A 14,656-nucleotide genomic window follows, 5' to 3' on the forward strand; every position below is an offset into this window, starting at 1 on the left:
GCTGTTACACGTTACACTCCGGGTACAGAAAGCTTCCGTCAACGTGTCGCTTGTCGCTATTCATCCAACTTATATGGCATCTGGTATTTTATCTATAGATAAGAATATCAGACTTGAGGGATGGATCAAAATGCGGCTATCCTTAATCCTTCACAGCTCCTGCGGCAATATCGGAGATAAACTGGCGGCTGATGAACAGGAACATGACGATCAACGGAATAACAGCCAGCAGTGTACCCGCGATAACCATCGCATAATCCGTATTGTACAGTCCGTTTAATTGAGACAGCGCAATCTGCAGCGTATACTTTCGCGCATCCGTCAGGACGATCAGGGGCCAGAGATAATCATTCCATACGCCAATAAACGTGAACGCACCGAGGAAGGCAAATGCAGGCCGCAGAATAGGCAACGCCACGTTCCAATAGAGCCGGAAAAAATTACAACCATCGATTCGTCCGGCATCCAGCAGGTCATTCGGAATGGACTCCGTGGCATATTGGCGAATCCAGAAGATGCCGAAGGCGTTCACCATGCCCGGAATAATGAGGGCTTTGAAGGAGCCGACCCAACCGAATGTCGCCATGAGCACGAAGGAAGGTACCAGCGACAGCTGGGAAGGCACCATCATGGTGGCGAGCAGCAGGACGAAGAGCCATTTTTTACCCGGAAATTCAAACTTCGCAAACGCAAACCCCGCCAATGAGTCAAAAAACAGCACCAGTACCGTCACCAGGCCCGACACAAACAACGTATTCATGAATGCGCCCCAGAAGTCAATCTGCTGAAGCACCCGACTGATATTGTTCCACAGTTCGCCCCCGAACCAGAGCTGAGGCGGGAATTTATAGATGTCGGACGTCGTCCGGGTAGACATGACAATCAGCCAATAGAACGGGAACATGGAAATGAGCATGCCCCCGATAAGACCGATATACAACACCAGCGATTTGAGAGATTTGGACGTCATGAGCGCTCCCCCCTTGTCACATCAGGATGACTTGCCTTGAACAAGCTTCCAGTTCACAATCGAGAACAGGGCGATAATGAGGAACATGCCCCAACCAACCGCAGCACCGTACCCAAAGTAGTTATTAATGAAAGATTCGCGGTAAAGGTACAATACAATGGTCATCCCGGCTGCACCTGCGCCGCCATCGTTACCTACGAGAATTTGTGGCTCGGTGAATAGCTGCATGCCGCCGATTGTTGATGTGATCACAGTGAACAGAATGACGGGACGCAGCATCGGAATCGTAATTCGGAAAAAAGACTGTATCCCGGATGCGCCGTCAATTTTGGCTGCCTCGTACAATGTCTGCGGGATGCTCTGAAGTCCGGCCAGATAGATGACTGCGTTGTATCCTGTCCAGCGCCAGACCACCATGGAGGAGATTGCCACTTTGATGCCCCACGGTGCATTCAGCCATTCCACCACGGGAAGTCCGACGGACTGTAGCAGATAGTTGAGGAAGCCATAGTTGTTGGCAAACAGGGCACCGAAGATAATGGCGACGGCCACAATGGACGTCACGTTCGGCAGGAAATACCCCACCCGAAACAGCGTACGGAACTTCACAAAAGGTGCATGCAGCAGAAACGCAATGATTAGGGCGAAGAACAACATGGGGATGGTGGAATAAACCCAGATCATGAACGTGTTGCCCACCGCTTGCCAGAATTCAGCGTCAGTCAGCATATATTTAAAGTTATTTAGTCCGTTATAGGTCATCACACCAATGCCATCCCATTTGTGGAAGGCCAGATATAAGGAAAAACCGATGGGAAACAGTCCAAACACGGCAAACAGAATATAGAACGGGGAGATCGCCACATAGAGTGCACGATGTTCCCACATCCGGGACAAGAGTGGTTTCTGCCGATCCAAATCCGGACTTACCTTCCCCGGATCCGGAGTGAGGCGTGGTTCGGTTACAGCCATATGAATTCCTCCTTTGCGGATTGCCATCTCATTAGAGTGTCTGAATTAACGCTGTAACTCCCGCTCAACACGGTGAACCGTATCAGGCCAGACCTGCTCCGGGTTGGCATTTTGCTTCGCAATATCATTCAGCCGCCGAGTAATGATGTTGTGTACCGAAGGGTATCGTTCGCCAAAGAAAGCCTCTGGCACATGCTGTGCCGATTCAGCAAATACAGGTCCTGTTGCCTGCCCGCCGAAGAAGGGTTCTTCTTCTTTCATCGCCGGTGTATCAAACACACCAGGTGCCGAAGGAAACAGGTTCAACGTTTTATATTGTTCAAGCTGGTTATCCGGGCTTTGCAGCCACTGAATGACTTCGAACGCTTCTTTTGGGTGTTTGCTCGACTTCAAAATGGACAGAAATGATCCACCGTTATTGCCGTCTCCACCAGGAGCGCGAGTGACTCGCCACTTGCCAGATGTATCCGGCGCGGCTTCCTGCAGTACCTGCTTCATCCAGACCGCCCCCACAAAGGAAGCGATCTCACCATTATTCATCGCTGCGTTCCAGCCCGGGGTCCAGCCGTCTGCATTAGCAAGCAGCCCTTTTTGCTTGAAGGATACGGCGGTATCCCAGCTCTGCTTGACGAGTGGAGAATCCATGCCGATAAACGAGCCGTCAGGACGGAAATACCGTTCGGTTCCTTGGGATAACTCTTGATTGTAAACGGTTCCAATATTGTCGGTTAGAAAAACCTTGCCTCCGAACTTTTCCTTGATCTTTTCTCCTGCAGCAGAATAGGCATTCCAGTTGTTGATCTGACGAGCCACTTCTTCAGGCTCGGAAGGCAATCCGGCTTCCTTAAACAGATCTGCACGGTAGAAGAGGGCTGTCGGTCCCGTATCCATGGGGAAGCCGATCATCTGTCCGTCCGGTGTAACGCCTTGTTTCCATTTCCACGCCAGGTATTGGTCTTCGACGTCACCTGCGCCGAGATCATACAGATTATAGAAACGGTCCTCGCTGGGAAAGAGCTCCATGATCCAATCGTTCAATGCGACAATGTCGGGCTCACCTGAGCGCGCAGCGAGTGTCGTTTTGAGTTTTGCCTTGAAATCACCACCGATTTTCTGGGCGGTCAGTTCAATATTGGGGAACTTTTCCTTGGCCTTGGCAATCAGCTTATCATCGATGGAACGATTCCAGTACCATAATGTAAGCGTTACCTTTTTGTTGCTCGATGAATCGTTCTGTCCCGGCCAGATGGAGCATCCGCTCACCAGCATGACACAGACTAGCAGAATGGCTGTCCAGCATGTTCTTTTCCGGCGGATCATGTGATAACCCCCTCATCGTTAAGTTCGAGGCATGAAGTGCGATGGACTACAACATAAGTGTATGAGCAGTTTATAAACTCATACCCAATATTCCTGAAATGAAACACAAATTTGTGTCGGTTGCGTATCATAAATTTATTAGTTACTTTAGAAACAAAAGTTACTTGACACAACATAATTTTTATTTTAAACTTGCTTACATAAAGTAACTAATGATGATGACAATAATATAGATACGTATGATATGCAATTCAGTGATCCATTTTCCGTCTGGATGCGAATCAATTCATAACAAGATGGCTTAACAGGAGGAACTTACTAATGATTAATTCACATATTATTCAACTGCTTGCCCCCAAAATTCAGACTTTTCCGAGTGGAAAAGAATTCATTTATCTCGTTGGGCCGATTAAACTCCCAGTGAATCTGGATGGAGAGACACATACCTTCCAGTGGTACAGCTGGATGAAATCGGAGAAAGTCATGGAAAGCCGCGAGTTGATTGAATCTCTCGCTACTGCCGAACTGGCTGAACGTCAGCAATCCAGCGTATTGGTGTACGGTGAGTTTGCCGAAGCACAGGAAGCGCTGATTCGGATGCACAGCATCTGTCATACAGGCGACATCTTTGGTAGCAAACGCTGTGACTGCGGTTTCCAACTCGAGCAATCGATGAAGATGATTGCTGCCCATGGAGCAGGTGCACTCTTCTATCTGGCGAACCATGAGGGTCGTGGCATCGGTCTGTTCAGCAAAGCGATGGCGTACCTGCTGCAAGAGGAAGGTCTGGATACCGTTGACGCGAACCTGCAACTTGGGTTCACAGACGATGCGCGTAATTATGATGATGCCATTGCCGTATTGCGTGCGCTTCGTACAGCACCCGTTACATTGATCACCAACAATCCACGCAAGCTCGCTGCTTTGCAGGAAGCGGGACTGAATGTGGGTGGACGTGTGCCACTGTGGGGAGATCGCTCGTCCTTCAACGAAAAATATTTGCAGACCAAAGTGAGCCGTTCCGGTCACTTGGCAGAAAATGATGCATGGGCTGGTGAAGAGACCTTGCTTCCGCATGCCCAAGCCTAAAAGGCTGATCCCGATCCCGATCGATTGTTCAATATGATTTTGGCATAAAGCCTGTTTGCCATACGGTCCAATAAACAAGACAATTTAAGCTGTTTGTGTATACTCCTCCGGGTATACATGAACAGCTTTTTTGAGTTTAGAGAATGGAATGGCCCCGTCTCACGCCAAGAATTAATCTGACGGTCCTGACTTTGCTTGCCGTTCATACCATACGAACTATACAATATAGGCATCTGATTTATGCGGGAGGAACGAAGGTGCCATTTGAGGGACAGTATGTGTTACCGGCTGCCAAGAGCATGAAGCAGTTCGAAGCAATGATTGAAGGCCCTTACACCTATGGGGTTATGCTGGATACGCACATCGCGCAGCTTCACAGTGTGATGAAGGAAGCGCGGCGGCGTGAGAAGAAAATATTACTGCATGCCGATCTGGTACAGGGGCTGAAGAACGATGAATATGCAGCAGAGTATTTATGCCAGCATATTCGCCCGGCAGGACTGATTTCGACGCGGGCCAGTGTAATTCAGAAGGCGAAGCAAAAAGGGATCACGGCCATTCAGCGCGTTTTCTTGCTGGATACAAATGCACTGGAGAAAAGTTATCTTTTGCTGTCCAAGACCCAGCCGGATTATATTGAAGTACTGCCCGGTGTTATCCCGCATATTATTGCAGAAGTATCCATACGGACAGGTATACCCATTATTGCAGGTGGGTTGATCCGCTCAACGGAAGAGGTTGGACTGGCGCTGGAAGCCGGGGCTACCGCAGTAACCACTTCCAACGTGGATCTGATTCGGCACTACAAGAACTCGCATACAGAATATAAGCAGTAATCCCACAACAGGAGGTTGTCTGTATGGAAAAATATATTATGGCACTGGATCAGGGGACGACGAGTTCCCGGGCGATTTTATTTAACCGGAGCGGGGAGATTGTGCATATTGCACAGCAGGAATTTCCGCAGTATTTTCCCAAGCCGGGCTGGGTGGAGCAGAACGCCAATGAAATTTGGAGCTCCATTCTGGCAGTGATGGCTTCATGTCTGGCCGAAAGTGGAATCAAGCCGGTCCAGATTGCCGGCATCGGCATTACGAACCAGCGGGAAACGGTTGTGGTATGGGACAAAGAAACGGGCCGGCCCATCTATAATGCAGTGGTCTGGCAGTCCAGACAAACGGCTGACATTTGTGATGAGTTGAAGGCGAAGGGCCTGGGTGACCTTTTTCATCGCAAAACGGGCTTACTCATTGACCCTTACTTCTCGGGAACCAAGGTAAAGTGGATTCTGGATCATGTGCCAGATGCTCGCGAGCGTGCCGAGAAGGGTGAGCTCCTGTTTGGTACGATCGATAGTTGGCTGATCTGGAAGCTGAGCGGTGGTACACATGTCACTGATGTATCCAATGCTTCTCGCACTTTAATGTACAACATCTATGATCTGCAATGGGATGAGGAATTGCTGCACATTCTGGATATTCCCAAAGCCATGCTGCCGGAAGTGCGCGGTTCATCCGAGGTTTACGCACATACGGTTGACTACCACTTCTTCGGTCATCGGATTCCGATTGCCGGAGCAGCAGGAGATCAGCAGTCGGCATTATTCGGTCAGGGCTGTTATACGAAGGGGAGCATGAAAAATACGTATGGCACCGGATGTTTTATGCTCATGAATACTGGAGAACAACCCGTACAGTCCAACCATGGGCTGATTACAACCATCGCCTGGGGCATTCATGGCAAGATCGAGTATGCGCTGGAAGGCAGTATTTTTGTCGCAGGTTCGGCGGTACAGTGGCTGCGTGACGGCTTACGGATGCTTCGTTCCTCAAAAGACAGTGAGGACTATGCGGCACGTGTACCCTCTACAGACGGTGTTTATATGGTCCCTGCATTTGTGGGTCTGGGCAGCCCTTACTGGGACAGTGAAGTTAAGGGAGCGGTGTTTGGTTTGACGCGTGGAACCACCAAAGAACACTTTATCCGTGCAACTCTGGAAGCACTGGCGTATCAGACCAAGGATGTACTGGAGGCAATGGAATCCGATTCAGGTATGCCGGTGAATGCCTTGCGTGTGGATGGGGGAGCGGCTGCCAATGATTTTCTGATGCAATTCCAAAGTGATATTCTGAATATTCCTGTGGAGCGCCCCAATGTGAACGAAACGACGGCATTAGGTGCGGCTTATCTGGCAGGACTGGCAGTAGGATATTGGGACAGCGCGGATGAATTGGCGAATCACGAGAATACGGAGCGTGTCTTCCATCCGGTTATGGCGGAGGAAGAGCGTACAGAACGGTATGCAGGGTGGCAACGTGCTGTGAAGGCAGCGATGGTGTTCAAATGAGTGAATTATATTTCAAATGGGCATTTGTACTTTTTCGATAAAGTTCTACAATAAATGATATTTATTGGTGGAAAATGATGCATAACTTACAGGGGTTATTTTCCTGGAGAAGAGAAAACATATACCCACTATAAGGAAAAATAAATGATTAGTGGATCAGTTTGAAATTCCATCCGCAGGCAGAACAACTTTTTGAAATTTTTTTGAATAATGTGTCATTTCAGGCCTTCACGCCGCCTTAAATGTGTGATAGGATTAAGTCACAAGTTAAAAAAATGATGTCTGGAGATCGGGAGAGACCACGTACCGCTCAGCAATTGCTGAAGCGAATGACGTGGTCTTTTTTTGTGCTTTTGTGGGTAAAACAAAGGTAATGAATGGGAGGGATCGGCATGACAGCATCGTTCTCGGCGGAAAAGCGTACGGAATATTTGGATCGGATGGCGAATGCACATTTTGACATATTGATTATTGGTGGGGGAATCACGGGAGCCGGGATTGCGCTCGATGCAGCTTCCCGCGGATTGAAGACAGCACTGGTGGAAATGCAGGATTTTGCGGCAGGCACATCCAGTCGTTCGACCAAACTGGTGCATGGCGGTCTACGGTATCTGAAGCAGTTTGAAGTGAAAATGGTGGCTGAGGTGGGACGGGAGCGAGCGGTGGTGTACGAGAATGGACCGCATGTGACGACACCCGAACCGATGCTGCTCCCCATCTATACGGCGGGTACCTTTGGCCGCTTCAGCACATCCATTGGCCTGATGGTGTATGACCGACTTGCCGGAGTAAAACGTAGTGAACGACGTCAGATGTTAAAAGCCGGGGCCGTCTCAGACAGTGAACCTTTGCTGCGCAAGGACGGACTGCTGGGTGGTGGACGCTATGTGGAATACCGAACGGATGATGCCCGGCTTACCATTGAAGTGATGAAGGAAGCAGTGCAGCGCGGTGCACAGGCCGTGAACTACGTAAAAGCAGCAGCATTCCTGAAGGAGAATGGCGTTATTACAGGTATTCAGGCTGTGAACCAGATCAGCGGTCAATCGTATGATTTGCAGGCAACAAAGGTGATTAATGCTTCCGGTCCATGGGTGGATGAGCTGCGCAAGATCGATGGGTCCCGCCAGGGCAAAACGCTGCAGATGACGAAAGGTATTCATCTGGTATTCGACGGTACGCGGTTCCCGTTAAGGCAGGCTGTATATTTTGATACACCGGATGGACGAATGGTCTTTGCTGTTCCGAGGGATGGGAAAACCTATGTAGGAACCACAGATACCGTCTTCGAAGATGATCCCGCACACCCGCTAATCTCCGAGGCAGACCGTGATTATGTCATCGATGCCGTCAACGGCATGTTTCCGGGTGTTCGGATTCGAGCCGAGGACGTGGAGTCCGGTTGGGCAGGCGTGCGTCCGTTAATCCATGAGGAGGGTAAAGGGCCTTCCGAAATTTCGCGCAAGGACGAAGTGTGGGTAGCCCATTCGGGGTTGATCACGATTGCCGGGGGTAAATTAACAGGGTACCGGAAAATGGCCGAGATGGTTGTTGATCTCGCTGCTCGCCAATTGGAGCAGGAGACGGGGAGATCCGTTGGACCATGTATAACGAAAAAGATGCCGATCTCTGGAGGTCATGTTGGCGGTTCCGCCGGATTTGGTGCGTATGCTGAACGCAAGATTAAGGATGGCGTCGCACTTGGACTTGATCGATCTGCTGCTGAGCGATTAGCACGAGTATATGGTTCCAATGTGGACGCATTGTATGAGCGGATGCCTGATCCGCGGGCAAAGGCCGAGCTGCATGGTATGCCACAGGAACTGCTGCTAATGCTGCGTTATGCCATTGACGAGGAGATGGCTGTGACACCGGCGGACTTTTTTGTGAGACGCACCGGAGACCTGTTTTTCCGCATTGACGAAGTCCGTCAGTATAAGGCAGCGGTTATTCAGTATATGGCTGAACGCCTGGATTGGCCGGAGGAACAAGCGATACGGTTTGCGAATGAACTGGATCAGCTGCTCTTGGAAGCATCGGGCAAAATGTAATGCAGGATTTCGCATCTGGGGGTCGAATGGAACATGTAAGCGTGTAACAAGGAGAGGGGATTACATCTATGACTTTACAGATTGGAATCATTGGAACAGGTTGGTTCAGCAAGGTACATGCAGATATTCTGGCACGAATGGAAGGCGTTCGTGTAGCAGCTGTCTGTGGAACAACGCTGGAGAAGGCGGAGGCTATGGCTTCCGTCTATGATGCTGTTGGCTACGGTGAACTTGAACATATGCTGGATGGTGAAAAGCTGGATGCAGTCTATATCTGTGTGCCTCCGATGTCTCATGGATCGATTGAAACTGAATTGATTCGTCGGGGTATCCCGTTCCTGGTGGAGAAACCGCTAAGTACAGGCATGGATATCCCTCGTCAGGTGCTGGATCAGGTACAAAAGTCTGGATTGTTGACCTCGGTAGGTTATCATTTCCGTTATCAGGAGGCTGCACTGGTACTGAAAGAAGCGATGAAAGAGCAGACCGTCGGCATGGCGCTTGGGCGCTGGATGGGCGGAATGCCAGGAGTCGCCTGGTGGCGCCGTCAGGAAGGCTCCGGGGGACAGTTTGTGGAACAGACGACCCATATCGTGGATTTGCTGCGGTATTGTGCGGGTGAAGTGACAGAGGTATACGCTGTAGCGGCCCAACGCAGTATGCATGAAAAGCATGAGCATGTCACGGTAGCTGATGTGGCGAATGTAACGCTTAAGCTGGAGAATGGAGCGATCGCAAGCATTGCCAACACCTGCCTGCTGCCAGATGGTGAGGGCGGTGCAGGGCTCCAGTTCTACACGGATGCCGGAGTATGGGACTGGACACCTGAACGTCTTCTTCTGCCAAGTGCTGCCCCTCATGCGATGGCAGGTCTGGAGATTCCCGCAGGGCATAACCCGTATGAGCGGGAAAATGAAGCGTTTATTCACGCCCTTCGTACCGGAGATCGTTCACGGATTTTGTCCGATTATGCGGATGCCTGCCGTACGCAGGAAATTACAACGGCGGCATTGGTGTCGGCAGATTCGGGATTGCCGGTACAGCTTCAGCCATCCAAACACCTCTCGCATTAATCCTTTTTATAACTTAAACAAGAAATATAAATGCGTGAAAAAGACGCCTGAATCTGGACTGATCCGAAGATCAGTTCAATTCAGGCGTCTTTGTGTTGTACATGAATCAGAATCTGGCTACTTAGTAGACTGCTGCTGTTTCAACCAGTCTGAGGACCAGTTGTAAATCTGATTGATGACGGGTTCAATAGCTCTGCCTTTGGGCGTCAATTCATACTCTACGCGAGGCGGAATTTCAGGATACATATGCCGGGTTACGATACCTTCCATTTCCATTTCCTTCAGACGTTCGGATAACAACCGACCGCTAATCGCCATTTCTGCTTCCAGTTCTGTGAATCGTTTGGGTCCGGATAACAGTTGGTACATGATGAGCAGCACCCATTTCTTACCGATGATATCCATGGCCTGAGTAATGAGACAAGGACTTGGTGATTTTACTTTTCTCAGCTTCAACGTGTTCACCTCGATTCAATTAAGTATGGATGGATTTCCTCGTATATATAAAAGTGCGTGGCTTTCTGCCGCTCTGACCAAAGTAAGGGACAATGAAGTCAACATGTTACTACAAAATGTACTGTAACATACCTTTTGTATGTATTATACACTATTCGTCAAAAAATTACTTGAATAAATAATGTTATTATTATATACTCACTTCATAAAAGTAAGTTAATGATTATTAATATGTATAATATCAGCACATATCAATTTCGCAGTGCAAATTACCCATTTTAAAAATAGAGTTACGTTGTAACTTTTACATAGATTGCTTTTTATACAACAGATGGATATGGACATTCACTTTCAGGAGGATTATACATATGAACAAAGGCATAAGAATTTTAGGATATATTGCGTTGGTTGTGCTTGCAGGTATGTTTGTAATGGCAGGCTTAAACAAGGTTAGTGGAGCAGAGATGATGGTACAGACTTTCGAAGGTTTCTCCTATCCTATATGGACGATGTATCTCATTGGTGCAGTAGAGCTGCTCAGTGCGGTGGGTCTGTTGATTCCACGTACTCGTATTCTGGCTTCAGGCGTATTGACGTTCATTCTGATTGGTGCTGTGGGGAGTCATCTAATTTACGGGCAATATACGGCTGTTCCTTTCCCGGCGGTATTGCTGGTTGCCAACATTGTCGTTCTGATTATGGGGATGCGTAAACTGGAAGCAGAAGAAATGGATATGGATCTCGTGCAGGTCTAAGAGTTTGATTGATTTGGATTCAAATGTTCCAATATGAAGAAGATGACCACTGCAATGGAGCGGTAGTCATCTTTTTTATTATCGAAGGGGCTGTCCCTCGAAAGGAATGCTTTGAGATTACAGGCTTCTTTGGCCACGGGTGATAATCCGCAGCGTATGCTTGGTATCCGATTGCTCGATCCAGGTGTCGCACACCTGACGAACCCAATCCGGGTTGGTTTTGGCGGCGTCGTTCAGCCAGTTGCTGACAGAGTCCTGTACATATTTATGAGCATCAGAGTTCACATGGTTCAGCAGAGGCAGAGCTATCGCAGGGTTTTCTTTCAACTCCTGAATATGTTTGGCCCACACACCGTGCGGTCTTGTCGATTCTATGGCAAACCGCCGAACCAGTGGGTCGGGATCGATCGCCCAGTCCATGAGAAACGCCAGCGCTTCCGACAATTCAGCCGTAATCGGCTGTCGAACAGCCATCCAGGCAATTTCTCGTACACCAAAGTGATGATCTGCGGCAAAGGGACGGATACGATCCAGTTTTTCAATCAAGCTTAAGCGGGAATCCAATCCGATGATATAGGCTGCCCAGCAGCGTACACTGTCTGAACGGTGCTCTGCAAAGGAACGAAAATGACGTACTCGCTCCTTTTCCTCCATTCGTTCCAGAAGGTTGAGCCAGTTCGCGGCGATGGTCGGAATGATTTTCATGATTCGCTGCTCATTCATCTGTGTTAGCTGTTCCTTCATTTCCCGGGTATCGACATCCATTCCCCGTTCATGAGCGACCTGCTGAAAAAGGAGAATGTGATCAACGGCGAGCCACTCCGTCAAATTTACGGATTCGATATGCCCCGATTGAAGTAGGTTGCGGATATGATCCGGGATCTCAATCCCTTTACGGGCGCCTTTGCGAAGCAGAACATCCTCGGGTATATGCAGTTCTTTCTGTACATCCATCGCCGTACTCCTCCTTGCATGTATGTGGATTCATCATCTACACGATACAATTGGCAGCAGGATAGAGATGTAATGTGGCTTACAACTGGGTGTTAGCTGTGCATGAAGCGGATAGTTCATTACGATGCAGAGCGACGGATTTGAATCCGGTACGAATACGGCCAACCCGTGCAAGATCTTGCAGGGCAACACTGACAGACTCACGCGTGGCCCCAGCCATCCAGGCAATCTCCTGATGGGTCAGTACAAGGTTGATCCGACCATAATCTCCTTCGTTCACCCACCCCATCTGATCCGCCAGTCGAGTAAGATTATGCATAATTTTGTCATGCAGATTACCCAAGGCCAGCTGTTGTGTCAATGCACTCATGCCCTTGATCCGTTCGCTGAGTACTTTCATCAGATTCAACATAAACTCGGGGTGTTCAATCAGAAATTGTTCGAAACGCTGCCTGTTCATCAGGCAAATATCGCATTCCTCCAGGGTTTCGATATATACGGAACGTGTGCCAAGTGAAATGCCGTTCATTTCCCCAAACACATTTCCTTCCTTCAAAATATCGAGAGTAAACTGTTTCCCTTCTTCCGATAATGTGTACAGGCGGACTTTCCCTTTTTTCACAAAATAAAAACCTTCCGAATATGTATCCGGTGTCTGGATCAGCGTATTCCTGGCCAAGGTCGTGATGGACGTCATGCTGTCCATTTCGATCAGGTCTGCCTCGGACAAAGAGGACATCAGATTGAATTGTGATAAATAGAGGATTTTATCCATAGCATTCCTTTCCCTTACCGAATGAAAATAAAAAAAAGAAGAACCCACGGAGTTCAACGGGTTCTCTTGCAACGGGACTTCTTGAAACGGAAGGTCTCCTGATTATAAATAATCGAATTAATTCCTATTATAGTAGTTTTTTAAGTTGGGAGACGCGTCCTTGGCTAATGCCAAGCTTTTCCGCAATTTGCTGTTGAGCCAAACCGGGATTCTGTTCAACGATTTCCTTCATTTGTTGCAGCATGCGTGCCGTCTTCGGCCGCAGGTCCGGGTACTCTTGGTTGGCAGCTGTAGCCCCTTCTTCCCATGCGGGAGACGAGACTGTGGCGGATTCGGTAGCAGGACGCTCCACGGGTGCAGGAGCCTGTTTGTTCTGAGGAACGAACCATTCGGGAGTGTCATCCGGGTGTTTTAATTGAATTGCACACGTCCGGCAGATGAATTGCTCTTTGAAATACATTTCCGTATCCACATCACCGCAAAACACACACAACGTTGATTTGTACTTTCTCAAAATCAACTCTTTCCCTTCAATGAAAAACTCGAGCGGATCGCCGATATGGATTTCCATCGTATCCCGCATTTCTTTGGGAAGGACAATTCGTCCAAGGCGGTCCAGAGATCTCTTCATTCCGGTTCTTTTCATCGCATCTCCCCCGCAATATTCACAATTAAAACCTGTCCTTATTGTAAGGAAGAAAGGGCTTTAATACAACAATAATATTTCAAGAAATAGGGTTAATTCCATCTATTATGGGAAAATAAGTTTAGATAGTAGGGGTGCAACCGCCAATGTGAACAATGCAGCCAGTACCATGGAGATGCTGGAGATGCTTCCAGTCAGTGAACTGAGCTCAAATGCTTTGGATGTGCCTGTTCCGTGGGCACCGGTTCCAAGCAGCGTACCACGTGCAATCTCGCCATCAATACGCAGCATTTTTACAATGGATGGCCCCATAATCGCCCCCAGCAGACCGGTCATGATGACAAAAACCGCGGTAACGGCCGGAATGCCTCCAATGGTAGCCGATACGTTCATCGCAATAGGGGTCGTGATCGATCTCGGAATCAGACTATGAATGAGTCCGGAGTCGAGGCGCAGCCATTTGGCGAGCAGGGCAGACGAGAGGACCGCTACCACGGAGCCTGTCATAACGCTGAAGACGATCTCGGAAATATGTTTTTTGAGTACATGGAAAAACGTATAAAGCGGTATGGCGAAGGCCACCGTTGCCGGTTGAAGCAGCAAACTTAGCCATTTACCACCACTGCTGTAGGCAGCGTAATCCGTACCTGTTGCGAGCAGCACACCGACGACAAGAAGTGGCGTAATCAGCAGCGGAGACAGATACACTTTGGGAAGGTTGCGATACATGCGTTTGGCGACCCAGTAAATACCGACGGTTAACAAGAGACAGAGGAACCCAATCATCCGGTGTGACGCTCCTTTCGTTTGGCGATTCGGGTGGCAACAAGGCCCGTACAGGCCATGACCAGAAATGTGCTAAGCAGAACAATAAATAGAATTTGCAATCCGTCTTGCTCCAGCATGGGCATGTAGTTCATAATTCCAACGGCTGACGGGATGAAGAACAGCAGCAGCTCACCGAGCAGCCAGGCGGCTCCAATTTCGATCCAGCGCAGCTTCACGACATGGGTCTGAAGCAAAATGAACAGTACGATCATGCCAAGTATGGAACCTGGTATAGGTAGATGGAGAGCACGGGCCAACTGGTCCATGAGCAGTGAAAAGGCCATCAAGAGCGCAACTTGCAAAATGCCAAGGCCCCATTTCTTCACTTCAATCCCTCCTTGTATAATGAACGTGATGATTTTGAGTTGTTTATGAAAATGTTTCACTTGATATCACAAATTTTACATCGCATTCTTTCAT

The 14,656-nt window shown here is 48.8% G+C and carries 15 protein-coding genes; 6 read left to right on the forward strand and 9 right to left on the reverse strand.

Translation table 11 applies throughout. The annotated features are described in order from the left end of the window. Nucleotides 1-142: 142 nt before the first annotated feature. The 3 genes from BMY78_RS20905 to BMY78_RS20915 form a co-directional block, all read right to left on the reverse strand. Nucleotides 143-970: a carbohydrate ABC transporter permease gene (locus tag BMY78_RS20905; protein ID WP_072733733.1), complete on the reverse strand. Its 828-nt coding sequence runs from the start codon at nt 968-970 to the stop codon at nt 143-145. Between the two features lie 21 nt (nt 971-991). Further along, entirely contained in the window at nt 992-1,858 is an 867-nt protein-coding gene (locus tag BMY78_RS20910) for a carbohydrate ABC transporter permease (RefSeq protein ID WP_090903630.1), read from the reverse strand. A 129-nt stretch (nt 1,859-1,987) separates the two neighbouring features. Beyond that, a complete protein-coding gene (locus BMY78_RS20915; RefSeq protein ID WP_090903280.1) occupies nt 1,988-3,262 on the reverse strand; it encodes an ABC transporter substrate-binding protein in 1,275 nt (424 codons plus the stop codon). Nucleotides 3,263-3,583: 321 nt separating this feature from the next. Here BMY78_RS20915 and BMY78_RS20920 point away from each other — a divergent pair, with 321 nt between their 5' ends. From BMY78_RS20920 to BMY78_RS20940, 5 genes are all read left to right on the forward strand, one after another. Next, complete coding sequence (locus tag BMY78_RS20920) at nt 3,584-4,351, forward strand: GTP cyclohydrolase II (RefSeq protein ID WP_090903282.1); 768 nt, start codon at nt 3,584-3,586, stop codon at nt 4,349-4,351. 257 nt (nt 4,352-4,608) lie between these two features. After that, nucleotides 4,609-5,187 carry a glycerol-3-phosphate responsive antiterminator gene (locus BMY78_RS20925; protein WP_090903284.1) on the forward strand — a complete coding sequence of 193 codons (579 nt, stop codon included), beginning with the start codon at nt 4,609-4,611 and terminating at the stop codon, nt 5,185-5,187. 23 nt (nt 5,188-5,210) lie between these two features. Further along, entirely contained in the window at nt 5,211-6,698 is a 1,488-nt protein-coding gene (gene glpK / locus BMY78_RS20930; RefSeq protein ID WP_090903286.1) for a glycerol kinase GlpK, read from the forward strand. Nucleotides 6,699-7,090: 392 nt separating this feature from the next. Beyond that, nucleotides 7,091-8,749 (forward strand): glycerol-3-phosphate dehydrogenase/oxidase, encoded by a 1,659-nt coding sequence (locus BMY78_RS20935; RefSeq protein WP_090903288.1) that lies wholly within the window; start codon nt 7,091-7,093, stop codon nt 8,747-8,749. Nucleotides 8,750-8,817: 68 nt separating this feature from the next. Further along, the gene (locus BMY78_RS20940; RefSeq protein ID WP_090903290.1) at nt 8,818-9,822 is read left to right on the forward strand and encodes a Gfo/Idh/MocA family protein; all 1,005 of its coding nucleotides are present in this window, start codon (nt 8,818-8,820) and stop codon (nt 9,820-9,822) included. Nucleotides 9,823-9,939: 117 nt separating this feature from the next. Here the strand turns inward: BMY78_RS20940 and BMY78_RS20945 are convergent, their stop codons facing one another. Then, the gene (locus BMY78_RS20945) at nt 9,940-10,227 is read right to left on the reverse strand and encodes a winged helix-turn-helix transcriptional regulator (protein WP_062321783.1); all 288 of its coding nucleotides are present in this window, start codon (nt 10,225-10,227) and stop codon (nt 9,940-9,942) included. Between the two features lie 419 nt (nt 10,228-10,646). Between BMY78_RS20945 and BMY78_RS20950 the strand changes: the two genes are divergently transcribed. After that, the gene (locus BMY78_RS20950) at nt 10,647-11,033 is read left to right on the forward strand and encodes a DoxX family protein (protein WP_090903292.1); all 387 of its coding nucleotides are present in this window, start codon (nt 10,647-10,649) and stop codon (nt 11,031-11,033) included. Between the two features lie 117 nt (nt 11,034-11,150). Here BMY78_RS20950 and BMY78_RS20955 read toward each other — a convergent pair whose 3' ends face one another. The 5 genes from BMY78_RS20955 to BMY78_RS20975 all read right to left on the reverse strand — a co-directional run bounded on the left by BMY78_RS20955 (nt 11,151) and on the right by BMY78_RS20975 (nt 14,562). Then, nucleotides 11,151-11,987 carry a DNA alkylation repair protein gene (locus BMY78_RS20955; protein WP_090903293.1) on the reverse strand — a complete coding sequence of 279 codons (837 nt, stop codon included), beginning with the start codon at nt 11,985-11,987 and terminating at the stop codon, nt 11,151-11,153. 79 nt (nt 11,988-12,066) lie between these two features. Continuing rightward, nucleotides 12,067-12,762: a Crp/Fnr family transcriptional regulator gene (locus BMY78_RS20960; protein WP_090903295.1), complete on the reverse strand. Its 696-nt coding sequence runs from the start codon at nt 12,760-12,762 to the stop codon at nt 12,067-12,069. 127 nt (nt 12,763-12,889) lie between these two features. Continuing rightward, complete coding sequence (locus BMY78_RS20965) at nt 12,890-13,408, reverse strand: AbrB/MazE/SpoVT family DNA-binding domain-containing protein (RefSeq protein WP_090903297.1); 519 nt, start codon at nt 13,406-13,408, stop codon at nt 12,890-12,892. 105 nt (nt 13,409-13,513) lie between these two features. Next, nucleotides 13,514-14,194, reverse strand: a complete 681-nt coding sequence (locus tag BMY78_RS20970; protein WP_090903299.1) for a CidB/LrgB family autolysis modulator — start codon at nt 14,192-14,194, stop codon at nt 13,514-13,516. Then, on the reverse strand, nt 14,191-14,562 hold the full coding sequence (locus tag BMY78_RS20975; protein ID WP_090903301.1) for a CidA/LrgA family protein: 372 nt from the start codon (nt 14,560-14,562) through the stop codon (nt 14,191-14,193). The genes BMY78_RS20970 and BMY78_RS20975 overlap by 4 nt, the downstream gene beginning before the upstream one ends. Nucleotides 14,563-14,656 lie beyond the last annotated feature (94 nt).

The sequence above is a fragment of the Paenibacillus sp. OK076 genome (assembly GCF_900110055.1).
GTDB lineage: Bacteria > Bacillota > Bacilli > Paenibacillales > Paenibacillaceae > Paenibacillus.